Origin of the sequence: Thermodesulfovibrio sp. 1176, assembly GCF_029946585.1 — a bacterium.
Lineage (GTDB): Bacteria > Nitrospirota > Thermodesulfovibrionia > Thermodesulfovibrionales > Thermodesulfovibrionaceae > Thermodesulfovibrio.
Genome location: NZ_JARZRZ010000006.1, coordinates 1 through 22,469, shown reverse-complemented (window position 1 = coordinate 22,469; position 22,469 = coordinate 1). Strand labels below are relative to the sequence as shown.

Genomic DNA, 22,469 nt, shown 5'->3' with positions numbered 1-22,469 from the left:
GATTCTTAACTTAGCTTACGCTTCGTTTAGAATGACAGAAATCGGTATAAGATCCTTTGTTATCCTTCAGACAGTGTCTTAGGCGAAGCGAAAGAATAACAAAATCACTCAAGACAGCTTTGACTCATTAAAATTTCAAGTTTATTAAAATCATTGAACAAAGCTTTTGTCTAATCTGTTAAAATAAAACTTAAAAATTCAATTTATTAAAAGGGAGGTTTTTTCATGAATAAAATTGTTTTAGCCTATTCAGGTGGACTTGATACCTCAGTTGCAATTAAGTGGTTACAAGAAAAATATAATGCAGAGGTTATTGCTTTCTGTGCAGACATTGGACAGGAAGAAGATTTAGATGAAATTGCTGAAAAAGCAAAAAAAACAGGAGCATCTAAAGTATATATAGAAGATTTAAAAGAGGAATTTGTAAGAGATTTTGTTTTCCCTATGTTAAGAGCTAATGCTGTATATGAGGCTGGTTATTTAATGGGAACATCTATTGCAAGACCATTAATTGCTAAAAAACAAATTGAGATAGCTATAAAAGAAAATGCGGATTTTGTTGCTCATGGAGCAACTGGAAAAGGAAATGATCAAGTTAGATTTGAACTTACTTATTATGCCCTAAAACCAGATATAAAAGTAATAGCTCCATGGAGAATATGGGAGTTTGACTCCCGTAGTTCACTTATTGAATATGCTGAAAAACAGGGGATTCCTGTTGGAGCGACTAAGGAAAAACCTTACAGTATAGATCAGAATCTATTTCATATAAGTTACGAAGGAGGCATTCTTGAGGACCCTTGGAATGAACCTCCTCAGGATATGTATAAAATGGTTATTCCACCTGAAAAAGCTCCAGACAACCCTCTATATATAGAAATTGAATATGAAAATGGAAATCCGGTATCTTTAAATGGTGAGAGACTTTCCCCTGCGGAATTGCTTAAAAGATTAAATAAAATAGCAGGAGAAAATGGTATTGGAAGAGTTGATATTGTCGAAAACCGTTATGTAGGAATAAAATCAAGAGGAGTATATGAAACACCGGGTGGAACAGTTTTACATATTGCCCATAGAGCAATTGAATCAATAACATTAGATAGAGAACTTCTTCACATAAGAGATAGCTTAATTCCTAAGTATGCTGAATTAATTTATTACGGTTATTGGTTTTCTCCAGAGAGAATTGCTTTACAAAAATTCATAGATGAAACTCAAAAAAATGTAACAGGCACAGTAAGGCTTAAACTCTACAAAGGCAATTGTATTGTTACAGGTAGACGTTCACTCTATTCCCTTTATTCTGCTGAACTTGCAACCTTTGAAAAGGACCAGATTTATAATCAACAAGATGCAGAAGGTTTTATTAAAATCAATTCATTGAGACTAAAGCTGGCAAAGAGAATAATTGAATAAAGAAGAAATCAGACATATTCTTGCTTTATTAGAGATAAAGGATTTAGGTTCTGTATCAATCAGAAAAATTATACAGACCTTCGGGAGCGCTATCAAAGTATTTTATTCAGAACCAGAAGAAATAGCGTCTTTAACAGGTATTAAATTAGACACTGCAAAGAAAATAAAGAGTTTTAGCAACTGGCAAAAAATAGATGATTTGACTAATCAATGTGAAAAAAAACAGATCAAGATATTGTCAATTAATGATGAATCTTATCCACAACTTTTGAAGGAAATCTATGACCCCCCTGTAGTTTTATTTTGTAAAGGTATGCTTTTACCTCAAGACAATTTTGGATTAGCAGTGGTTGGCTCAAGACAGTTAAGTGATTATGGTAAAAGAGTTACTGAAAAATTTGCCTTTGAACTTGCCTCCTGTGGCATCACTATTGTAAGCGGACTTGCAAGAGGTATTGACTCTGTTGCCCATTTATCTGCCCTATCTGCACAGGGTAGAACAATTGCTGTCTTAGGAAGCGGTATTTTAAAAATTTATCCTCCTGAAAATAAAAAACTCTCTGAACAAATAACACAAAGTGGTGCAATTCTAAGTGAGTTTTATCCTGAAACTCCGCCAAAAAGAGAAAATTTCCCAAAAAGAAATAGAATAATAAGTGGTATGACAGTTGGAACATTAGTTACAGAGGCGACAACAAATTCTGGTGCTTTAATAACTGCAAAACTTGCCCTTGAACAAGGAAGAGAAGTATTTGCAGTACCGGGAAATATTACTTCAAAAAATTCAGAAGGGACCAACTTTTTAATAAAAAAAGGAGCAAAGCTGGTACAAAAAATTGAGGACATACTTGAAGAAATTAAACCCTTTATTCCATCATTAAAAGAGTCTTTTATTTCATTGGAGTCAACCATTAAAGTTGATTTAACTGATGAAGAAAATGCTATATTTAGTTTACTCGATAGACCATTAAACTTAGACGAGATTGTAATAAATACAGAGCTTAGTATATCAAGGATTCTTGAAATTTTATTAAAGCTCGAAATAAAAGGATTAATTACACGATTTGAAGGTAAATATGTTAGGAGGATTTAGATGAAGCTGCTTGATTTTTTAAGGGTTCTTGCAAGACAGCTTATTGATAATGACTATAATGACGACGCATTAAGTGATTTTTCTCTCTTTGATATAGACTGGCATCAGGTAAAAGAAGAACTCAATTTTATTGAAGGAACTGAACTACTTGATACAGAGGAGATAGATATGATTAGAGCTTTACTTGTATATTTATTAATGAGGGAAACAGATTTACATGAGGATGATATATACAGTTTCATTTTTAGCAAAGGGAAACAGATCATATGGAATTAAAAGAAAAATTTAAAAATTTATTAATTGTTGAATCTCCCGCAAAGGCTAAAACTATAAATAAAATTTTAGGCAATGATTTTCAAGTTAAAGCCTCTGTTGGGCATATTAAAGATCTTCCAGAGGATCGTCTCGGAGTAGACATAAACAATGGATTTCAGCCAGAGTATATTTTAATTCCAGGAAAGGAAAAAATCGTAAAAGAATTAAGAGAATCTGCTAAAAAAGCTTCTAAGATTTACATAGCAACAGACCCTGACAGAGAAGGTGAAGCCATAGCATATCATATATTTGAAGAAATAAAAGTTCCTAATGATAAAGTTTATAGAGCTATATTTCATGAAATAACGCCAAATGCAGTAAAATCAGCCATTGAAAATCCATCTAAAATAGATATTAATAAAGTTTATTCCCAGCAGGCAAGAAGAATTCTTGATAGATTAGTTGGTTACAACTTAAGTCCTTTTCTTTGGAAAAAGGTAAAAGGTGGATTGAGCGCAGGGAGGGTTCAATCAGTTGCTTTAAGAATGGTAGTTGAAAGAGAGAAGGAAATTCTCACCTTCCAGCCTCAGGATTATTGGAGTATCACAGGAAAATTTTCTTATGCCAATGGAGAAAATGTAAACTTAATTGCCAATCTTTATAAATACAGAAACAAACTTGTAATTGATAGAAAAGAAAATGAATTTTTAATTAAAGACGAAGCTACAGCTAATAGAATAGTTGAAGAACTTAGAGCATTAAACTATATTCTTGCCAAAGTTGAAAAGAAAAGAAGAAAAAGAAATCCGCCTGAACCATTCAGAACAGTAACACTTCAAGCACAAGCTTCAAGCCTGCTTGGATTTAATCCTAAAAAAACCATGATGATTGCTCAACAACTTTATGAAGGTGTAGAGATAAAGGGTAGTTCTGTAGGACTTATTACATATATGAGAACAGATTCTGTAAGGGTTGCTGAGGAGGCAAAAAAGTGGGCAAAAGAGATTATTGAAAAAAACTTCGGTAAAAATTTTGTTGGTACTCAAACAGCAAAGAATAAAAAACCAGATATAGCTATGCAGGATGCCCACGAATGTATAAGACCAACTTATCCTGATAAAAATCCTGAGTCTGTCAAACCATATCTTTCAAAGGAACAATTTCTTCTATATAAATTAATTTGGGATAGATTTATTGCAAGTCAAATGGCTCCAGCTGAAATAGAACAAACAACATATATAATTGAAGATCCTGAAAAAATTGCTCAATTTCGTGTTTCTGGTTCTGTTGTTGTTTTCCCTGGTTTCTTAATACTCTATAAAGATGAAGAAGAGGAAGATGATAAAATACTTCCTTTGCTCAAGGAAAATTCTAATCTAAAATTAATACAGATAGATGCAGAAAAGCATTCCACAGAGCCTCCTCCCAGATACACAGAGGCAACTTTGGTTAAAGCATTAGAAGAAAAAGGTATTGGAAGACCTTCTACCTATGCAACTATATTAAGCACTATTCAAGAAAAGGGATATGTAAAAAAACTTAAACAAAAGCTTTATCCCACCTATCTTGGTTTTGTTGTTAATGACCTTCTTGAAGAGAAATTTCCTGAACTTATGGATTATAACTTTACTGCAAAAATGGAAGAAAACTTAGATAAAATATCATCTAATGAAGCCCAATGGGATAAAGTTGTGGAAGAATTCTATAGAGAATTCGAGAAAGATTTAACAGAAGCTTCAACTATTTCAAAGAGAACAAAACCAAAGGAGATTAAAACAACTGTTACATGCGAAAAATGCGGTAAAGAGATGGTAATTCGTTGGAGTAAAGGTTTACCCTTTTTAGCTTGCTCTGGTTATCCTGAATGTAGAAACACAAAATCACTAACTAATGGAAAAGATGAAAAAGAATCAAATGCTGTTTCTACAGGTAAAAAATGTCCTAAATGTGGTTCTGAACTCTTAATAAGAAAAAGCAAAAAGGGAGAGTTTATTGCCTGTTCATCCTATCCAAAGTGTAATTATACTGAATCAATAAAGGCAGAAATAAAATGTACTCAATGTGGTAGTGATATCTTAAAAAGGCAAACAAAAAAGGGTCGTATTTTCTGGGCTTGTTCAAATTATCCAAATTGTAAGTATACATTCTCCTATGAACCAATATCAATGAAATGCCCTAAGTGCGGTGCCGATTATATGTTGAAAATTAATGATAAAAACGGAAATGAATATTTTGTTTGCCATAATAAGCAATGTAAAGTTAAAATAAAAAGTACGGAAGCTGGGACCGACCCTGCGCAACAGAAGGATGTGAACCCCGCCAGGTCCGGAAGGAAGCAACGGTAAGCATCTAATTCTGTGTGCCGCAGTAAGTCGGTCCCTTTTTTAGGTGAAAAAATGGCTTATCTTGGACTTGCGAGAAAATACAGACCTCAAAAATTTTCTGACCTCATAGGGCAAGAAATTATTGTCAGGATACTTCAGAATTCTCTCAAAACAGGTAAAGTCTCTCATGCTTATGTTTTTTCAGGGCCAAAAGGAGTTGGCAAGACCTCAACAGCAAGAATTTTAGCAAAGGCTTTAAACTGTGTTCAAAGAGAAAATTCTCCCTGCGATAACTGTTCTTCATGTCTTTCAATTAGGGAAGGCAAAGCAATGAGTGTAATAGAAATTGATGCAGCAAGCCATACATCTGTTGAAAACATTAGAGACTTAAGAGAAAATGTTAGATATGCCTCTGCTGAAGGTAATTATAAAGTTTACATAATAGATGAAGCCCATATGCTTAGTCAGGCAGCCTTCAATGCCTTTCTTAAAACTCTTGAAGAACCTCCTTCCCATGTAGTTTTTGTTCTTGCAACAACAGAACCAAGGAAAATTCCAATAACAGTTTTAAGTAGATGCCAACATTTACAATTTAAAAGAATTCCCATTGAACTAATAAAAGAAAGATTAAAATTTATCTGCGAACAAGAGGGAATTAAAGCCAATGAAGAAGCCCTTTATATGATAGCCTCTTATTCTGAAGGAAGTATGAGAGATGCCCTCACTATGCTTGACCAAATAAGTTCTTTTTCAGATGAAATTACTACAGATAATCTAATTTTACTAATTGGAAGTATAGATTACAGTATTTTACATGAAATTGTAAATCAAATAATTAATGGTGATAAACATAACATTGTCAAAATAATAGAAGAGCTTAATGACAAAGGAATAGATTTTAAAATTTTAGTCAGAGATTTGATTCAATTTTTAAGAAATTTGCTTGTCGCAAAAATTACTGGTAATTACAGGATAAATGTAAGTGAATCTCAATCACAACTCCTTGAAAATCTATGCAGAGTAACATCTGAAGAACATCTAATTCTTTTGTTAAAAGAGTTAATCAATGCTGAACCTTTTGTTAAAACTTCTCTTTTTCCACGAATTATCTTAGAAGTCACTCTCTTAAGACTTAGTCTGCTTTCCCATTTTAAATCAATAAATAAAACAATAGAACAATTGAAGAATAAAGGACAAACAGATGAAGAAAGAGAATTAATAGTCGATAAAAATCAAGATAAGTCTCAAGATAAATCTACAGGAAATATTGTTGATAAATGGTCAGAATTCATAGAAAAACTTGAAAATCAAAATCATGTTCTTGCTATGAAAATAAAACATGCGGAGTTTAAGTTTGATAACAATGAAATTAAACTAATTTACAACGGTGGTGCATCCCTATATGCTGATTCAGTAAGAGAAGGAATTTTAGAAATTCAGGGACTCTTGAAAGAATTTATTCCTGATGTTAAGATAACTATACATGAAAAAGAAATTAAAAGAAAAGATGTCAAACAGGAAGCAATTAATAATCCTTTGGTTAAACAGGCACTTCAGCTTTTTGAAGGAAGAATATATAAGATAACACCTAAAAAAGGAGGAAACAATGTCTAAGAAAATGTTTGGTGAAATAATGAGGCAGGCACAAAAAATTCAGGAAGAGATTCAGCGTAAACAGGAAGAAGTAAAAAAAATGACTGTTGAAGCCTCTTCAGGTGGTGGAATGGTAGTTGTACAGGCAAATGGTGCTGGGCAGATTGTTTCAATAAAGATTGATAAAGAAGTAGTCAATCCCGATGATGTTGAGATGTTAGAAGATTTAGTGCTTGCAGCAGTAAATGAAGCATTAAAAAGGGCTCACGAACTTGCTCAATCAGAAATGGCAAAAGTATCAATGCCTTTTAATTTACCAGGAATGCCTGATTTAAGTAGTCTATTCGGCAAACTATGAAATTAAATCCCTTAGAAAATCTTATTGAAAACCTTTGTAAACTTCCAGGTATTGGCAGAAAAACTGCTCAAAGACTTGCTTTTTTTATAATGTCAATGGAAGAAAAGGAAGCTCTTCAAATAGCTGACTCTATCATTAATCTAAAAAAAAATGCAAGGTATTGTTCTGTTTGTTTTAATATTACTCAAAATGAAAAATGTAACATCTGTAATAATCCTGAAAGGCAACATTCTATAATTTGTGTTGTAGAAGAGCCAAGCAACATTGTTTTAATAGAAAAAACAGGATACAAAGGAGTTTATCATGTTTTGGGTGGAACTTTCTCTCCAAATGACGGAATTACTGCAGAAAAGTTAAAAATAAAAGAGCTTGAGGAAAGAGTAAAGACAGGACAAATTGAAGAAGTAATTATTGCAACAAGTCCAAATACAAAAGGGGAGCTTACTGCTCAATGGATCGCAGACATTTTAAAAAAGTATAAAATTAAAGTTTCCCGCATTGCCTATGGACTTCCAATAGGCATTGACATAGAGTTTGCCGATGAGGTCACTCTTTTAAAGGCATTAGAAGGAAGGAAACCAATTAATGTCTGAAGAACTAAAAAATAAAAGATTACAGTTAGGTAAATCCATAGAAGAGATAGCAGAAATTACCAAAATAAAGAAAAGTTATCTAATAGCAATAGAAGAAGGCAAATTTGACGAGCTTCCTATAGAAGTTTATACTCGTTCATATATAAAAATTTATTCAGAATTACTCGGTGTTGATCCTCAGCAAATACTAAGGGAATATGAAAATTATTTAAAATCAAAAAAATCTAAGCCTGATATTATAGAATTGCCCAAAATTGAAAAAAAAGAAAAAAAGCATTTTTTACCAAAGCCCAAACAAAAATGGATAAATGCGGGATTAATTATAGCTTTGGTAATTATTCTGATATTGTTAATTTCAAAAACATGGCATAAGGATAATATTCCTCCTCCACCACCTGTTAATATTGAAATGAAAAAAGAGGAAACACCAAAAGCAGCAGAAAATTTACAACAAACAGATGTAACGAAGACAACGGACAAACAAGAGGAACAAAATCTCATAATTGAAGCCACTGACAAAGTTTGGATGAGAATTACAATAGATGAAAAAGAAAAAAGAGAATTTTTATTAAATCCTGGGCAAAAGATTGATCTAAAGGCTTCCAAATTTTTCCACATTCATATTGGAAATGCAGGAGGGGTAAAAGTTTTCTTTAATGGTAAAGACCTTGGTAGTCTTGGTGAAAAAGGACAAGTTGTATATTTAAGACTTCCTGAGGATAAAAATTGAATTCAGAAAAAATATTAGAATTTATAAAACATTCAGGAAGACCAGTAAATTTTAAAGAAATATCCGATGCCTTTTCTTTAAAATCTTCAGAAAGAAAAAAATTAAAGAAAATCTTAAAAAACCTTATTGACGAAGGCAAAGTAATTCGAAACAGAAAGGGTCTCTATCTTACTGTTACAGAAGCAAAATTAATCACTGGATTTTTTGAAGCCCACAAAGAAGGATATGGTTTTGTAATCCCTGATTCTCCAAAAGAAACAGACATTTTTATTCCACCCCATGCTACTATGGGAGCAATGCATGGTGATAGGGTAGTTGCAAGGGTAGAACAAAGAAGAAAGAGAGAAGGTAGAATAATAAGAATTCTTGAAAGAGCCATAAAAAAGGTTGTAGGAATTATAGAAAAATCTGGTCCAATTTTATATATCCAACCAAGAAAAAGAACAATTCCTCAACAAATATTAGTATCCCCTGATAGCCCTAAACCAAAACAAGGAGATCTTGTACTTGCAGAAATCATTACTTATAAAACAGGTAATGCACCATTAGTAGCAAAAATATTGAAAACCTTTGAAAAACCTAAATCTCCAAAAGAAGATATAGAAATCTTAATCTATGAATATGATTTACCCAAAAAATTTCCACCTTCAGTAATAACCTCGGCAAAAGAGATTTCTAACAAAGGAATTTCTAATAGAAGTATGAAAAATAGAGTTGACCTAAAAGACCTTCCAACAGTAACAATTGATGGAGAGTCTGCAAAAGACTTTGATGATGCAGTATCAATTATGAAAACAAAGAATGGGTTTAAGCTATGGGTTCATATAGCTGATGTAAGCCATTATGTAAAATGGGATTCACCTCTTGATATTGAGGCAAGACAAAGGGGAACAAGTGTTTATTTCCCTGATAGAGTTATTCCAATGCTTCCACCAGAGTTGAGTGAAAATATATGCAGTCTTCTTCCAAAAACGCCAAGGCTTACATTCACAGTAGAAATGCATTTTGAAAGGTCTGGGGAAAGAAAAGAAGCCACCTTTTATCCAAGCATAATTAAGACAATGGAAAGGATGACTTATACATCTGTAAAAAAGATTTTAATTGACAGGGATAAAGAAGAAATTAAAAGGTACAAACCTTTGATTCCGCACTTTGAGAATATGGCTGAGTTATGCGAGATATTGAAAAATAAGAGGAAACAAAGAGGGAGTCTTGATTTTGATCTCCCTGAACCAGAAGTACTTTTAGATATAAAAGGAGATCCTCAAGCAATTGTCAAAGCTGAAAGAAACATTGCTCATTTTATAATCGAAGAATTTATGATAGCAGCCAATGAAGCTGTAGCAGAATTTTTATATTCCCATAAAATTCCTTCTTTATATAGAGTCCATGAAGAACCTGAGGCAAACAAAATCCAGTATCTGACGAAAATAATAAAAAATTTAGGATTATTAAAGGAAGATTTAAAGCCAAAGCAATTTCATGAGTTTATTGAATTGATAAAGGGTGCTCCCTATGAAGAAATTGTTAACTATTTGATTTTAAGAAGCCTGAAACAGGCAAGATACAGTCCTGAAAATGTTGGACATTTTGGTCTTGCATCTCAATGTTATACGCATTTTACCTCTCCCATAAGAAGATATCCAGATCTTATTGTTCATAGAATTCTTAAAGAATTCTTACAAAAAGGCAAGCTCGGAAAAGAAAGAATAAAAGAATTAGAGAAGATTTTACCAGACATAGCCATTCACAGCTCAAGAATGGAACGAAGAGCTGACAGTATTGAAAGAGATTCCATACAAATAATGAGAGTTTGGTTTATGAAAGACAAATTAGGTGAAGATTTTGATGGAAGGGTTACAATGGTTACTCCTGAGGGATTAAGGGTTAGGCTTGATGATTTTTATATTGAAGGATTTCTTCATTTATCTCATATGATTGATGATTTTTATCAATTTGATGAAAAGAGATACTGCCTCGTTGGACTTAAAAAAAAGAGAAAATTTACCATTGGTACACAACTTAAAGTTAGAGTGTCAAAAGTCAGTATTGAAGACAGGGAGATACTTTTTGACCTTCTATAAATAAAACTTCATAAGTAGCATAGACTCCTTCATGATTACTGAACATTTCCTTATAAATAGTACAAAATTTTGCATAGGATTCCTTACCAGAAAATTTTTTATTCTTGGTGAAATTTGTTCCTGTAAGTTTATGGGAAAGGAGAAAATCCTTGACAGTTGGAAAAATCTCTCTATATATTTCAATTGAAAACTGCCACTTAATACAATTGATTGAGTTTAATAAGTCAATATAAAATTGGGAAGACTTAAGTGGAAAAACTGACCCAAAATTAGATATTTCAGAAGCTTTTTTAAGTTCAGCAAGAGAACCTGAGAGAAAAATGGAAAAATAAAATCTGCCATTTACTTCCATAAGATTAAACAACTTATTAAAAACCCTTTCTGGTTCTTCAATCCAGTGCAAAGAGGAAGAACTAACTATAAGATTTGCAATACCTTCTTTTAAAGGCAATTGTTCAGCCTTCGCATTAATAAAAAGGGATTTTTCATTGAATCTACTTTTAAGTCTTTTTAAGAATTCATAGGATATATCGATGTTGATATATCGATTGTAGGAAATTTTTTTTATAAGCAGGTCAGTTATAAAGCCCTTTCCACTGCCTATTTCTACAACTGTAGGATAAAAACCTTCTTTTACTGATTGAGCAAGTTTAATTGCTACTTTTTTTTGAATATTACCTGCCTTTTCATAGGTATTAACTGCTTTATCAAAATAAAACCCTATACCTTTCATTTATTTAAGTTTAACAGAAAACAGAGACTTTATAAAATTAACAATTGAAAATTACTGCCTTTATGTAAGGTTAGAAGAGAAAATCCATTATTTTAAGTTATAATACTTAAATGCAATTTGAACCTAAATGGATAGCCTGGGAGATTACAAGAAGGTGCAATCTTCACTGCATTCATTGCAGATCCTCTTCTGAAGAAGTTGTCAATGACCATCCAGACCCTAAGACAGAGGAATGCCTAAGAATAATAGATGATATAACTTCCTTTGCAAAACCTGTTACGGTTCTTACTGGTGGAGAACCTCTATTAAGAAAAGATTTTTTTGAAATAGCAAAATACGGCACTCAAAAAGGGTTAAGGGTCTGTCTTGCTACAAATGGAACTTTGGTTAATGATGAAATCTGCCAAAAATTAAAAGAAGTTGATATTAAGATGGTTTCTTTAAGTCTTGATGGACCAAATGAAGATATCCATGATGATTTTCGTAAACAAAAAGGTGCCTTCAAGGCAACTGTCAATGCAGCTAAACTTTTTAAAAAATACGATATACCTTTTTTGATTAATTCTTCCTTTACCAAACGTAATCAAAATACAATTCCAGAAGTCTACAAACTTGCAAAAGAGCTTGGTGCTACAGCATGGTATATGTTCATGATTGTTCCAACAGGTAGAGCAGAAGAATTAATAAATGAACTCATTAATCGTGAAGACTATGAAAAAATCCTTAACTGGCATTATGATATGGAAAAAAATGAAAAGGATATACTTGTAAGACCAACCTGTGCACCTCAGTATTATAGAATCATTTTGGAAAGGTCAAAAAAGGAAGGGGAAAAATTTGAAAGAAGGACACTAAAATTTTCTACAGGAGGGTCAAAGGGATGTATTGCAGGACAGTTAATCTGTCTTATAAATGTTGATGGCGATGTAATGCCATGTAGTTATTTTCCCATTCCAGCAGGAAACATTAAAAAACAATCATTCAAAGATATATGGGAAAACTCGGAACTTCTAAAAAACTTACGAAACTTTTCTTCCTATAAAGGTCGCTGCGGTGTATGTGAATATCTTAATGTTTGTGGAGGTTGTAGAGCCAGGGCATATTGTTTAAAAGATGATTACATGGAAGAAGATCCCTATTGTAAATATATTCCAAGGAGGCACATTGAGGGACACTTTTCTTAAAGCTTGCAGAGGTATTAAAACAGATTATACTCCTGTATGGTTTATGCGACAGGCAGGAAGATATATGCCTGAGTATCAAAAAATTAGACAAAAATATGATTTTCTTACAATGTGTAAAACTCCAGAAATTTCTGCAGAAATTACAATGCAACCTATAAGGATTTTAAATGTCGATGCAGCTATTCTTTTTTCTGATATTCTTATCCCCCTTGAAGCAATGGGATTAAAAATAGATTTCATAGAGAATATCGGACCAAAAGTTACACCTTCTGTAAAGACAGGTGATCATTTAGGATATTTGAAAAACTTTGAATTAGAAAAAATTGAATTTGTTTTTAAAACCATAAAAATTCTTATTAAAGAACTTGATGTTCCTTTGATAGGTTTTTCTGCTTCTCCATTTACTTTAGCAACCTATGTTATTGAAGGAAGTTCATCAAAAGATTTTGTAGACACAAAAAGATTTATGTTTTCTGAACCTGACAATTTCCACAATCTTATGGAGATTCTTACAGAAGCCACATTTATCTATCTAAATGAACAAATTGAAGCAGGTGTTCATGCTATACAAATATTTGATACGTGGGCAGGAATTCTTTCACCCTTTGACTATGAAATCTTTTGTAAGCCCTATGTAAAAAAAATTATTGAAAACTTAAAAAGAAATGTTCCAATTATATACTTTTGCCCAAATTTAGCAGGACTTGCAAAACATATAAATGATTTAATTGCAGATGTAATAAGTCTTGACTGGAGAATTAATTTAAGAGAGGCAACAAAATTAATTAGTGATAAAGTTATGCAAGGTAATCTTGATCCTCTTACCCTCTTAGGCAGTGAAGAAGAGTTATTTAAAAGGGCTGAATTAATACTTAAGGATGGAAGGTTTGCAAAATCTCATATTTTTAATTTAGGGCATGGAGTAAATATCAATACCTCTGTTGAAAGATTGAAAAAACTTGTTGATTTTATTCATGAATTTAAGTTTGAGGGGGAGGTTTAATATGCTTAAAATAGGAGTTTTAGCCTCAGGAAGAGGTTCTAATTTTCAAGCAATAATTGATGAAATTGAAGCAGGAAAAATTCCGGCAAAAATAGAAATTCTAATAGTTGACAATCCTAATGCCTATGCTATTGAGAGAGCTAAAAAACATGGGATTTCATATCTTTATATTAATCCAAAAGAGTTTCCATCAAAGGAAGCCTTTTATGAAAAGATAAGAGATGAATTAATTGCAAGGGGTGTAGAACTTGTTATTTTAGCTGGATTTATGAGAATTGTTAAAAAACCTCTTCTTGATGCTTTTCCAAACAAAATTATGAATATTCATCCTGCTTTGCTTCCATCCTTTCCAGGCTTACATGGGCAGAAACAGGCAGTTGATTATGGAGTAAGAATAAGTGGTTGTACTGTCCATTTTGTTGATGAAGGAGTAGATACAGGTCCTATAATTATTCAGGCTGCTGTACCTGTTCATCCTGAGGATACAGAGGAAACTCTATCAGAAAGAATTCTTAAACTTGAACATAAAATATTCCCCGAAGCAATAAGGCTCTTTGCTGAGGGCAGACTCAAAGTTGAAGGTAGAAAGGTAAAAATTTTGAATTACAATTTACCTGAAATATCCTTTTCAAATCCAGAGATAAGACAATGAAGAGTTCTGATGTCCGAGCTATAAAAAAACAAACAGTTAGACCTACTCCTGCTTTGGTTAGAAAGGCTATTTTTGATATCTTACAGAATGTTGAAGGCAAAACTTTCGTAGATCTTTACGCAGGTAAAGGTTTTGTTGGTTTAGAGGCTTTGAAAAGAGGAGCTAAGGAAGTTATTTTTGTAGAAAGAGACCCTGTACTTTGTATTTTTATAAAAAACTCCCTTCAGAAAAATAAAATCTTTGAAAGAGCAAGAATTTATAATTTGGATACAGTGAAGTTTCTTCAAGAAACTTTAATACAATATGATGTAATTTTTGCAGATCCTCCTTATGAATCTGGGGAATTAGATAGAATTTTCAAAATCTTAGATAAAAAAAATATTTTGAAAGAAGATGGAATATTAATTTTACAGCATCACAAAAAGGAGTCATTAAAAGAAAACTTAAAGGATTTAAAAATTCATAAATGTTATCGTTATGGTGATACACTTTTAACTATATACAGGAGGAAAGAATGAAAAAAGTTGGTGTATATCCAGGAACCTTTGACCCAATAACCAATGGACATTTGGACGTGATTAAAAGAGCTCTTAAAATTTTTGATGAACTCATTGTTGCAGTTGCTGTATCAAGCTATAAAAAGAGCCCAATATTTCACATAGAAGAAAGAATTAATTTAATTGAGGAATCTACAAAAGAGCTTGATAATTTAAAAATAGAAGCCTTTGATGGTTTATTGGTAAAATTTGTAAAACAAAAAGGCGCAGTTGCAATTGTAAGAGGATTAAGAGCTGTGTCAGATTATGAATTTGAGCTTCAACTTGCCCATGCCAATAGAAGACTTTTCAAGGATATTGAAACAGTATTTCTAATGCCATCTGAGGAATACTCTTTTCTTTCATCAAGTCTTGTTAAAGAGATTGCATACTTTGGAGGTTCTGTAAAAAGTCTTGTTCCCCCCATTGTTGAAAAGGCTCTGAAGCAAAAGTTTCAGAAATAATTCTTAACAAAAAGTTTCTTACATTTTCTATCCCGCCATCAATATAGATGGCTCCTATCAATGCTTCCATTACATCAGCAAGAATAGAGTCTTTATTTTCGCCACCGCTCAATCTTTCTCCCTTACCGAGGAAAATAAATTTGCCTATAAAAAGTTTTCTTGCTACTTTGGAGAGAGATTTTTTACAAACAAGATAAGACCTTATTTGGGACATTTCTGCTTCATTTAGCTGCGGTGAATGATTATAAAGATATTCAGAAATAACAAATCCTAATACAATATCTCCAAGAAATTCAAGTCGTTCATTTGAAGGAACATAATTTTCATTAGCATAGGAGCTGTGGGTTAATGCCTGGATAATTAGATAGGGATTTTTAAATTTATATCCTATAAGGCTCTCAAATTCCTGTAAATTTTCTAAAGACCAAAGATGCATTCGTTCCACCAAAACCAAAGGAATTTGTCATGGCGCACCTTACCTGTTTTTTTCTTGCCTTATAGGGTACATAATCTAAATCACATTCTGGATCAGGATTATCAAGATTTATTGTTGGAGGTATGATATCTTCATAAATACTTAAAATTGTAAAAATTGCTTCAACACCTCCGGCAGCACCGAGAAGATGTCCAGTCATTGATTTGGTTGAACTTACACAAAGTTTATAGGCATGTTCTCCAAAAATTGTTTTAATTGCCTGTGTTTCAAGTTCATCCCCCTGTTTTGTAGATGTTCCATGGGCATTTATATAATCTATTTCCTCTGGCAATAATTTAGCATCGTTAAGAGCCATTTTCATGCATCTTGCGCCACCTTCACCCTCTGGTGCAGGCGCTGTTATATGATAGGCATCTGAAGTCATACCATATCCAACAAGTTCTGCATAAATTTTAGCTCCCCTTTTTATTGCATGCTCCAATTCTTCTAAAATAATAATTCCAGATCCTTCACCCATTACAAAGCCATCTCTATCAATATCAAAGGGTCTACTTGCCCTTTCGGGTTCATCGTTTCTTGTTGACAAGGCTCTCATAATAGAAAAGCCCGCAACTGCCATTGGTGTAATAACAGCTTCAGCTCCTCCTGCGATCATTACATCGGCATCGCCATATTGAATCATTCTGAAGGCTTCTCCTATGGAATGATTTCCTGTAGCACAGGCAGTAGTTACAGCAAGATTAGGACCTTTAATACCATATCTTATAGATATCTGTCCAGCTGCAAGATTTACAATAACCATAGGAATAAAAAAGGGACTTACCCTTTTCCAACCCTTCTCAAGTAATATCTGATGATAATACTCAATAGCTGGAAGTCCACCCATTCCTGAACCAATAACTATTCCAATTCTTTCAGAATTCTCAGAAGTTATCTTTAAATTAGAATCCTCCAGAGCCATTTGAGTAGCTGCAATTGCAAAATGGATAAATCTATCCATTTTTTTAACTTCCTTTGGCTCTATATATTTAGTCGGATCGAAATCTTTTACCTGAGCAGCGATTTTTACTGGATAATCTTTTGCATCAAAATGGGTAATATAACCAACTCCAGATTTACCTTCAAGGATTGCTTTCCATGATGATTGAACATCTGAACCGAGTGGGGAAACCATCCCCAGCCCGGTAACTACAACTCTTCTTTTAGACATGGATTATTATGCCTGACCTGTTTTGTTTTTTATGTATTCTATTGCATCTTTTACTTTCCCTATTTTTTCAGCATCTTCATCGGGGATCTCGATACCAAAGGCTTCTTCAAAAGCCATTACAAGTTCAACAGTATCAAGGGAATCTGCACCAAGGTCTTCAACAAAAGATGCCTCTGGAGTAACCTGGGATACATCTACTCCAAGTTGTTTAGCAATAATTTCTTTTACTTTCTCTTCTACCATTCCTTACCTCCTGTTTTTTCTTTGAGAATGACTTCTTGTTTTCATAATAAAGTTACATATACATTCCGCCATTTACATGGATAACTTGACCTGTTATATATCCTGATTCTGGCAAAGCCAAAAATATTATAGCATTTGCTACATCCATTGTTGTTCCAAACCTCTGAAGAGGAATTGTTCTTAACATTTCTTCTTTTACTTTTTCAGGTAATTTTTCAGTCATTGCTGTCTGAATAAAACCCGGTGCAACAGCATTAACAGTTATTCCACGAGAAGCATACTCCTTAGCTAATGTTTTTGTCAATCCAATAAGCCCTGCCTTTGATGCTGAATAATTAACTTGCCCAGGATTTCCTGTAAAAGCAACTACCGAAGCAATATTTATTATTCTACCATATTTAATTTTTGACATACCTTTAATAGCTTCTCTGGAGCAAAGGAATGCACCCTTTAAATTAATGTTCAAAACAGCATCCCATTCCTCATCTTTCATTCTTATAAGTAAATTATCCTTAGTTATCCCCGCATTATTAACAAGGATTTCAATTTTACCAAATTTTTTTAAAGATTCCTCAAATAATGTTTTAACATCCTCTGCATTAGAAACATCGGCTTTTAAACCTAATGTTTCAACGCCAAACTGACTCTTAATTTCTTCAGCTGATTGTTTTGCCCTTTCTTCATCTATATCAACAATAACAATGTTTACACCTCTTTTTGCAAACTCTTCTGCTGTTGTTCTACCAATTCCTCTTGAAGAGCCCGTAATTACAGCTGTATGCCCTTTCATAAAATACCTCCTTATTAAGACTTCTAAAAATAAAATTATAAAAAATTTCTCATTAAAAATTCCACCTTTTAATTGGATTTTGTGGTTACAATATACAATTATAGAAATTAAGATTGTTTGAGGCTGTTGGCTGTTTATAAAGATTTATTTATGTATAATGGGTTGAGAGAATTTTAAAAGGCTTCAGTAAAAATTTAGAGATTTTTATAAGGTTAAATAGTTTTTCTCATATATTAACTTTATAATATTGAGAACCAAGTTTCTGTAAGTCTTTGAACAGTTTAAAAATAAAGTGGAGGTGAAGGGATTCGAACCCACGACCTCCTGCGTGCAAAGGAAGTTTAAAATCAAGAAATGGCTTGTATGCTTGATTTGTCAGAGTGAAAATTGTGCATTTTTACCCCCCTTTAGTCACAATTTAGTCACATTTTTGTGACTGAGGAAGAAAAGTTAATTTCCTGTTTCCTCTGGTATTTTTCCTGCTTTTTCCATAGCCACTTTTTAAAGCACTCCCAGCAGAGAAGTTTCCCCTGTTTCATAATTATTTTGTTAGCTTTAATATGGGCTTCCCTTCTATTTTGTGCCCAGATGTAAAATTTATCTGTTTCTGTTCCGCATTGCTGACATGCATTGATATTTTTTCTTTTTATCGGGAAAACTGCCATAGTCATTAATCCTTTCTATATCTTTTATTTTGATTACCTAATATTACTTTTAGTGGAAAAGTAATATTTTCTTGTGAAAAATCTGAATTTATTAGCCTACAAAAAGCTTAACTCTTCTCAATTAAAGGCTGTTGAGTTTGTTCACAAGCCTCTTCTTGTAATTGCTGGTGCTGGTTCGGGTAAAACAAGAGTTATTACCTATAAAATAGCTAATCTTATTCAGACAGGTTTTTCTCCTTACAGGATTCTTGCAATTACTTTCACTAAAAAAGCTGCCAACGAGATGAAAGAAAGGGTCAGAAAATTAACCGGAATTGAATCAAAATGGATTTCAACCTTTCACAGTTTCTGCCTCAAGGTTTTAAGGGAACATGTGAAGCTGCTTTGCAATGGTCTTAAAGAGGATTTTGTTGTTTATGACGATGATGATTCGTTTTCACTATTTAAAACTATTTGCAAAGAAAAATATTATGGTGAAAATGACACTGACAGGGGAAAGTTATTTGGCAGAATTTCTTATTTAAAGCAGTATGGTGAAATTAAGCCTTCCGGTTTCAGAGATTATAGAGAGTATGAAATTTTCAGACTTTATGAACAGGCTCTAATAGATTGCAATGCTGTTGATTTTGACAACATTCAGCTCCTTGCAGGCAGACTTCTCTCTAATACAGAAATATGCAATTTCTATAAGGAAAGATTTGATTACATTCTCGTAGATGAATTTCAGGATACTTCTCCAATTCAGTATCAAATTGTAAGGTCAATAACAAGAAATGGGAATATAACAGCTGTTGGTGATCCCCAGCAGAGTATTTATTCCTTCAGGGGAGCAGTTGTTGATAATATTCTCAGATTTATAAGAGATTATAATCCCCATAAGATAAAACTTAAAGAAAATTATAGAAGTAGCAGGTTTATTCTTCATGTAGCAAACAGCATTTCAGAACTAATTGATGAAAAATGGAAAAGTTTTGTTCTTGAGCTTGAATGTATAAGAAATGATGAAGGTTTAATAAAAATAAGAGAATTTAACAGCGAATATGAAGAGTCGCAGTGGATTGCAGACAACATTAAAGTAGCGTTTCAGAAGACAGAACCAAAAGAGATAGCAATTCTTGTAAGGGCAAGATATGTTAAACCTGCAATCAAGGAAGTGCTGAGAAAAAATAACATAATTTTTGATGATCTTGATGATTATGATTTTTTTCAGAGAGCAGAGGTAAAGGATACTCTTTCATATCTTAAATTTGCACATAATCATCTTGACTTTACATCTTTTGAGAGAGCAATAACTACACCAACGAGAGGAATTGGTGAAAAGACGCTTCAGGAGATACTTGATATTAAGGCATTTGATTATTTGCATGCTTTAAAAATATATGCAAGCAAGAAGAAAAATAAAAAAGCAGAGGAGATATTAAAGTTTATAAAAATCATAGAATATACTCGTTTTTTACTCAATACCCCTTCAGAGGCTTTAAGGTTTGTAGTTAAAAATACAAATTATATTGATTATTTAAAAGAAAAACATAAAGATGATGCAGAAGACAGATATGCAACTTTAGTAGAACTTCACGAAATTTTGAAAAATTACAATTCTTTCAGAGATTTTCTTGACAGTTTTCTTCTAACAGAGGAAAGAAAAGAGAGAAACGCTGTAAAGCTGATGACCGTGCATGCTGCAAAAGGACTTGAATTTGATGTAGTTTTTTTACCATCTCTTGAGGCAGAGATTTTCCCGGATAAAAGAAACAGCGAAGAACCAGAGAAGCTTGATGAGGAAATAAGATTGTTTTATGTCGCTGTGACCAGAGCAAAAAGAGAACTTTATTTGAGTGCATGCTGGAGCAGAAAAAGATTTGGAAAACTGGAAGGCTCATCTCCGGGGATTTTTTTCAGGCATACAGAGCAAGTATTGCGAAATTTGACTCAGCAAAAAGTATGCGTGACATAGAATTCATCAATAAATAAAAAGGATATAAATATTTTATGTCATACACAAAAAAATGATATAATATGTGTATAATTTAAAGGAGATTTGATTATGCGTAGAACAAATATTGAATTAGATGAGAAAATTTTAACTGGGATATTAAATGTAACTATTCAGATAATAGGAAAAGCTTAACTATAACAAAACCTTTATTTTGTTATAGTTAAGCACTAATTTTTCACCCTTATCCCTAAAAATTATCCATTCTGGTCTTGACTGTTTATAACATTTCTGTTAACATATTGCAATGCTTGCTATAAAAAATAATTCCTCTCTTATACCCTCCCCACAGGAAGGAGAAATATACCATCTCACAGAGGATGAACTAAACAGACTTACTGTAGAATTTCAGAAATGGTTTAAGGAAAAGAGAGGTATCGTAAGGGTAAGATACTGGCTTGTATTTTTATTCCTGAGATACACAGGAGCAAGAATCTCAGAAGTTTTAAACATTAATGAAACCCGTGATATAAATTTCAGAAACTCAACAGTAAGGCTTATCACACTCAAAAGAACTGGCAAGAAAAAAGGACAGTATAGAATTATCCCCATTCCTGACAGGCTTATCTCTGAATATCTGAGAACTGTGAAAATATATCCCTCTTTAGAAGGTAAAATTTTTAAAATAGAGAGAAATAATTTTTTCACTGTATTTAAAGAAATCTGCAGAAAAGCAGGTATTCCGTCTGACATTTCACATCCACATGTTTTAAGGCATACAAGAGCGATAGAACTTTTGAGAGCAGGTATTCCTGTTACAGCGGTCCAGCAACTTATGGGGCATGCAAGTTTAAATACAACTGCAATGTATTTGAGATACAGTAATATTGAGATACAGGGATTGATGAGGGCTAAAGGCTTACTTTGATATAACAGCTAAGGAGGAAATCATGCTCAGAAAAGTTGTTGTCTTTCTAACTTTACTTTTCTTTATGTCATCCTCTGCTGTTTATGCCATTGACCCCGGATGTATTGCAGGAGGTTGTGAACAGAGTTCTCAGGAGCAAAGTGCTTCAAGTCTTTACGAAACAGATGACTACGATTGTGTATGTCCGCCGAGAGATACTTTAAAAACTATAATCAACATTTTTGGTGTTTTAACCCTGCCATTTCAGTTTTTTTCAGCAAAACCAAATTTTAATACTGGTGGGACTTCTCTGGCTGAACTCATTCAGGATGGATGTAAGTGTAAGCCTAAAGTCAAGAGCTATTCTCAAGAACAGCAGGACAATGCAAAAGAATTAAAAGAACCAGAACAGCAGGTTAATGCCTCAAATCCAGCAGGAGAATCAAATGAAACAAAATAAAATCACAGCTTTATCTTTCATTTATTCTGTTGTATTCTTGATTTTATTTCTTACGGCACATTGTTTTGCCTCTCAGATAACCTGTAATGTAACCAGAGTTCTTGATGGCGATACTTTTCACTGTCTACCTGAAAAGTTCCTTTTTGGTGCTAAACTCCACAAAGACGGCACTGTCTCTGTTCGTATGCGTGGTATTGATGCTCCTGAGAAGAGACAAGCATATGGTGAGGATGCAAGGCTATCTCTTAAAGATATGATTGGCAACAAAACAGTAAAACTTGATGTTAAGGATATAGACCGATATGGTAGAGTAGTTGCTTATGTATGGTATAATGGTGTCAACATAAATCTTGAACAGGTAAAAAGAGGCATGGCATGGGCTTATACAGAGTATCTGGACAGACCCTATGCAAGTGAATTCTACGAAGCAGAAAAACAGGCAAGGAAGCAAAAGTTAGGATTATGGCAACAGAATAATCCAACACCACCATGGGAGTGGAGAAAAAGGAATAGGTAACATGATCCCATCATATTTTGAGGATTTTCTTGAAGATTTAAAACAACTTTACGATTTACAAATATTTCAAAAATTATACAAACCAAATTTTAAAACTAAAGAAGTTCAAAACTATTTTCAGGCAATACTTTCGGCAAGACCAGAAACACAAACAGAAGAATTATTTAATGTATTTAGAAGCTTAATACAAACCAAAGAAAACGTTTCTCAAATTATCTCACAATTTAAGATTGGTAGGTACACTATAGACAGAGCTATTGTTGATCATTCTGGAATTATAGGAATAGAAC

General features: G+C 33.0%; 24 protein-coding genes, 1 other RNA gene and 1 pseudogene. 20 read left to right on the top strand and 6 right to left on the bottom strand.

The features are described from left to right. Window positions 1-225 precede the first annotated feature (225 nt). From QI155_RS09970 to rnr, 10 genes and pseudogenes are all read left to right on the top strand, one after another. A complete protein-coding gene (locus QI155_RS09970; protein WP_068860091.1) occupies window positions 226-1,416 on the top strand; it encodes an argininosuccinate synthase in 1,191 nt (396 codons plus the stop codon). Further along, a complete protein-coding gene (dprA, locus tag QI155_RS09965) occupies window positions 1,409-2,509 on the top strand; it encodes a DNA-processing protein DprA (RefSeq protein WP_068860089.1) in 1,101 nt (366 codons plus the stop codon). Before QI155_RS09970 ends, dprA begins: the two co-directional genes overlap by 8 nt. Beyond that, window positions 2,510-2,785: a hypothetical protein gene (locus tag QI155_RS09960; protein WP_068860087.1), complete on the top strand. Its 276-nt coding sequence runs from the start codon at window positions 2,510-2,512 to the stop codon at window positions 2,783-2,785. Then, window positions 2,776-4,908, top strand: a pseudogene (gene topA / locus QI155_RS11085) (type I DNA topoisomerase); the annotation flags it as partial. The gene QI155_RS09960 and the pseudogene topA, both read left to right, overlap by 10 nt. A gap of 139 nt (window positions 4,909-5,047) precedes the next feature. Further along, window positions 5,048-5,146, top strand: an RNA gene (ffs, locus tag QI155_RS09955) — signal recognition particle sRNA small type. Window positions 5,147-5,160: 14 nt separating this feature from the next. Then, entirely contained in the window at window positions 5,161-6,702 is a 1,542-nt protein-coding gene (gene dnaX / locus QI155_RS09950) for a DNA polymerase III subunit gamma/tau (RefSeq protein ID WP_281321535.1), read from the top strand. After that, on the top strand, window positions 6,695-7,039 hold the full coding sequence (locus QI155_RS09945) for a YbaB/EbfC family nucleoid-associated protein (RefSeq protein WP_068860083.1): 345 nt from the start codon (window positions 6,695-6,697) through the stop codon (window positions 7,037-7,039). Before dnaX ends, QI155_RS09945 begins: the two co-directional genes overlap by 8 nt. Next, on the top strand, window positions 7,036-7,632 hold the full coding sequence (gene recR / locus QI155_RS09940) for a recombination mediator RecR (protein ID WP_281321534.1): 597 nt from the start codon (window positions 7,036-7,038) through the stop codon (window positions 7,630-7,632). Before QI155_RS09945 ends, recR begins: the two co-directional genes overlap by 4 nt. Further along, entirely contained in the window at window positions 7,625-8,362 is a 738-nt protein-coding gene (locus tag QI155_RS09935; protein ID WP_281321533.1) for a helix-turn-helix domain-containing protein, read from the top strand. Before recR ends, QI155_RS09935 begins: the two co-directional genes overlap by 8 nt. Next, window positions 8,359-10,446: a ribonuclease R gene (rnr, locus tag QI155_RS09930; protein WP_281321532.1), complete on the top strand. Its 2,088-nt coding sequence runs from the start codon at window positions 8,359-8,361 to the stop codon at window positions 10,444-10,446. Before QI155_RS09935 ends, rnr begins: the two co-directional genes overlap by 4 nt. Here the strand turns inward: rnr and QI155_RS09925 are convergent. Next, complete coding sequence (locus tag QI155_RS09925) at window positions 10,406-11,179, bottom strand: L-histidine N(alpha)-methyltransferase (RefSeq protein ID WP_068860075.1); 774 nt, start codon at window positions 11,177-11,179, stop codon at window positions 10,406-10,408. The genes rnr and QI155_RS09925 overlap by 41 nt on opposite strands. A 110-nt stretch (window positions 11,180-11,289) precedes the next feature. Here QI155_RS09925 and QI155_RS09920 point away from each other — a divergent pair, with 110 nt between their 5' ends. From QI155_RS09920 to coaD, 5 genes are read left to right on the top strand one after another with little or no spacing between them, the layout of a single operon-like run. Next, entirely contained in the window at window positions 11,290-12,363 is a 1,074-nt protein-coding gene (locus QI155_RS09920; protein ID WP_281321531.1) for a radical SAM protein, read from the top strand. Then, window positions 12,344-13,366, top strand: coding sequence for a uroporphyrinogen decarboxylase (hemE, locus tag QI155_RS09915; RefSeq protein WP_068860068.1), 1,023 nt, complete (start codon window positions 12,344-12,346; stop codon window positions 13,364-13,366). Before QI155_RS09920 ends, hemE begins: the two co-directional genes overlap by 20 nt. A 1-nt stretch (window position 13,367) precedes the next feature. Next, window positions 13,368-14,018: a phosphoribosylglycinamide formyltransferase gene (purN, locus tag QI155_RS09910; protein WP_068860066.1), complete on the top strand. Its 651-nt coding sequence runs from the start codon at window positions 13,368-13,370 to the stop codon at window positions 14,016-14,018. After that, window positions 14,015-14,536, top strand: a complete 522-nt coding sequence (gene rsmD / locus QI155_RS09905; RefSeq protein ID WP_083200075.1) for a 16S rRNA (guanine(966)-N(2))-methyltransferase RsmD — start codon at window positions 14,015-14,017, stop codon at window positions 14,534-14,536. The genes purN and rsmD overlap by 4 nt, the downstream gene beginning before the upstream one ends. Then, entirely contained in the window at window positions 14,533-15,018 is a 486-nt protein-coding gene (coaD, locus tag QI155_RS09900) for a pantetheine-phosphate adenylyltransferase (RefSeq protein ID WP_068860064.1), read from the top strand. The genes rsmD and coaD overlap by 4 nt, the downstream gene beginning before the upstream one ends. Here the strand turns inward: coaD and rnc are convergent. The 5 genes from rnc to QI155_RS09875 all read right to left on the bottom strand — a co-directional run bounded on the left by rnc (window position 14,930) and on the right by QI155_RS09875 (window position 18,362). Further along, window positions 14,930-15,454, bottom strand: coding sequence for a ribonuclease III (gene rnc / locus QI155_RS09895; protein ID WP_068860062.1), 525 nt, complete (start codon window positions 15,452-15,454; stop codon window positions 14,930-14,932). The two genes, coaD and rnc, sit on opposite strands and share 89 nt — an antisense overlap. Next, on the bottom strand, window positions 15,417-16,664 hold the full coding sequence (gene fabF, locus QI155_RS09890) for a beta-ketoacyl-ACP synthase II (protein ID WP_068860060.1): 1,248 nt from the start codon (window positions 16,662-16,664) through the stop codon (window positions 15,417-15,419). The genes rnc and fabF overlap by 38 nt, the downstream gene beginning before the upstream one ends. Before the next feature lie 6 nt (window positions 16,665-16,670). After that, the gene (acpP, locus tag QI155_RS09885) at window positions 16,671-16,907 is read right to left on the bottom strand and encodes an acyl carrier protein (protein ID WP_068860054.1); all 237 of its coding nucleotides are present in this window, start codon (window positions 16,905-16,907) and stop codon (window positions 16,671-16,673) included. A 52-nt stretch (window positions 16,908-16,959) separates the two neighbouring features. Continuing rightward, window positions 16,960-17,697 (bottom strand): 3-oxoacyl-[acyl-carrier-protein] reductase, encoded by a 738-nt coding sequence (gene fabG / locus QI155_RS09880; RefSeq protein WP_068860052.1) that lies wholly within the window; start codon window positions 17,695-17,697, stop codon window positions 16,960-16,962. A gap of 422 nt (window positions 17,698-18,119) precedes the next feature. Then, window positions 18,120-18,362 carry a hypothetical protein gene (locus QI155_RS09875; protein ID WP_281321530.1) on the bottom strand — a complete coding sequence of 81 codons (243 nt, stop codon included), beginning with the start codon at window positions 18,360-18,362 and terminating at the stop codon, window positions 18,120-18,122. A gap of 73 nt (window positions 18,363-18,435) precedes the next feature. Here QI155_RS09875 and QI155_RS09870 point away from each other — a divergent pair, with 73 nt between their 5' ends. From QI155_RS09870 to QI155_RS09850, 5 genes are all read left to right on the top strand, one after another. Continuing rightward, on the top strand, window positions 18,436-20,316 hold the full coding sequence (locus tag QI155_RS09870) for an ATP-dependent helicase (protein WP_281321529.1): 1,881 nt from the start codon (window positions 18,436-18,438) through the stop codon (window positions 20,314-20,316). A gap of 286 nt (window positions 20,317-20,602) precedes the next feature. Then, window positions 20,603-21,223 (top strand): site-specific integrase, encoded by a 621-nt coding sequence (locus QI155_RS09865; RefSeq protein WP_281321528.1) that lies wholly within the window; start codon window positions 20,603-20,605, stop codon window positions 21,221-21,223. 22 nt (window positions 21,224-21,245) lie between these two features. After that, on the top strand, window positions 21,246-21,662 hold the full coding sequence (locus QI155_RS09860; RefSeq protein ID WP_281321527.1) for a hypothetical protein: 417 nt from the start codon (window positions 21,246-21,248) through the stop codon (window positions 21,660-21,662). Next, a complete protein-coding gene (locus tag QI155_RS09855) occupies window positions 21,649-22,179 on the top strand; it encodes a thermonuclease family protein (protein WP_281321526.1) in 531 nt (176 codons plus the stop codon). The genes QI155_RS09860 and QI155_RS09855 overlap by 14 nt, the downstream gene beginning before the upstream one ends. Before the next feature lies 1 nt (window position 22,180). Beyond that, the coding region (locus QI155_RS09850) for a hypothetical protein (protein ID WP_281321525.1) at window positions 22,181-22,469 on the top strand (289 nt) is incomplete at its 3' end.

Bases quoted from the DNA above. Each gene is read 5' to 3' on its own strand.
- dnaX (WP_281321535.1), top strand. From the start codon at position 5,161: ATGGCTTATCTTGGACTTGCGAGAAAATACAGACCTCAAAAATTTTCT.
- QI155_RS09920 (WP_281321531.1), top strand. From the start codon at position 11,290: ATGCAATTTGAACCTAAATGGATAGCCTGGGAGATTACAAGAAGGTGC.
- QI155_RS09945 (WP_068860083.1), top strand. From the start codon at position 6,695: ATGTCTAAGAAAATGTTTGGTGAAATAATGAGGCAGGCACAAAAAATT.
- QI155_RS09970 (WP_068860091.1), top strand. From the start codon at position 226: ATGAATAAAATTGTTTTAGCCTATTCAGGTGGACTTGATACCTCAGTT.
- purN (WP_068860066.1), top strand. From the start codon at position 13,368: ATGCTTAAAATAGGAGTTTTAGCCTCAGGAAGAGGTTCTAATTTTCAA.
- QI155_RS09925 (WP_068860075.1), bottom strand. From the start codon at position 11,179: ATGAAAGGTATAGGGTTTTATTTTGATAAAGCAGTTAATACCTATGAA.
- coaD (WP_068860064.1), top strand. From the start codon at position 14,533: ATGAAAAAAGTTGGTGTATATCCAGGAACCTTTGACCCAATAACCAAT.
- rsmD (WP_083200075.1), top strand. From the start codon at position 14,015: ATGAAGAGTTCTGATGTCCGAGCTATAAAAAAACAAACAGTTAGACCT.
- acpP (WP_068860054.1), bottom strand. From the start codon at position 16,907: ATGGTAGAAGAGAAAGTAAAAGAAATTATTGCTAAACAACTTGGAGTA.
- QI155_RS09960 (WP_068860087.1), top strand. From the start codon at position 2,510: ATGAAGCTGCTTGATTTTTTAAGGGTTCTTGCAAGACAGCTTATTGAT.
- QI155_RS09865 (WP_281321528.1), top strand. From the start codon at position 20,603: ATGCTTGCTATAAAAAATAATTCCTCTCTTATACCCTCCCCACAGGAA.
- recR (WP_281321534.1), top strand. From the start codon at position 7,036: ATGAAATTAAATCCCTTAGAAAATCTTATTGAAAACCTTTGTAAACTT.
- QI155_RS09935 (WP_281321533.1), top strand. From the start codon at position 7,625: ATGTCTGAAGAACTAAAAAATAAAAGATTACAGTTAGGTAAATCCATA.
- QI155_RS09855 (WP_281321526.1), top strand. From the start codon at position 21,649: ATGAAACAAAATAAAATCACAGCTTTATCTTTCATTTATTCTGTTGTA.
- rnc (WP_068860062.1), bottom strand. From the start codon at position 15,454: ATGCATCTTTGGTCTTTAGAAAATTTACAGGAATTTGAGAGCCTTATA.
- QI155_RS09875 (WP_281321530.1), bottom strand. From the start codon at position 18,362: ATGGCAGTTTTCCCGATAAAAAGAAAAAATATCAATGCATGTCAGCAA.
- fabF (WP_068860060.1), bottom strand. From the start codon at position 16,664: ATGTCTAAAAGAAGAGTTGTAGTTACCGGGCTGGGGATGGTTTCCCCA.
- fabG (WP_068860052.1), bottom strand. From the start codon at position 17,697: ATGAAAGGGCATACAGCTGTAATTACGGGCTCTTCAAGAGGAATTGGT.
- QI155_RS09860 (WP_281321527.1), top strand. From the start codon at position 21,246: ATGCTCAGAAAAGTTGTTGTCTTTCTAACTTTACTTTTCTTTATGTCA.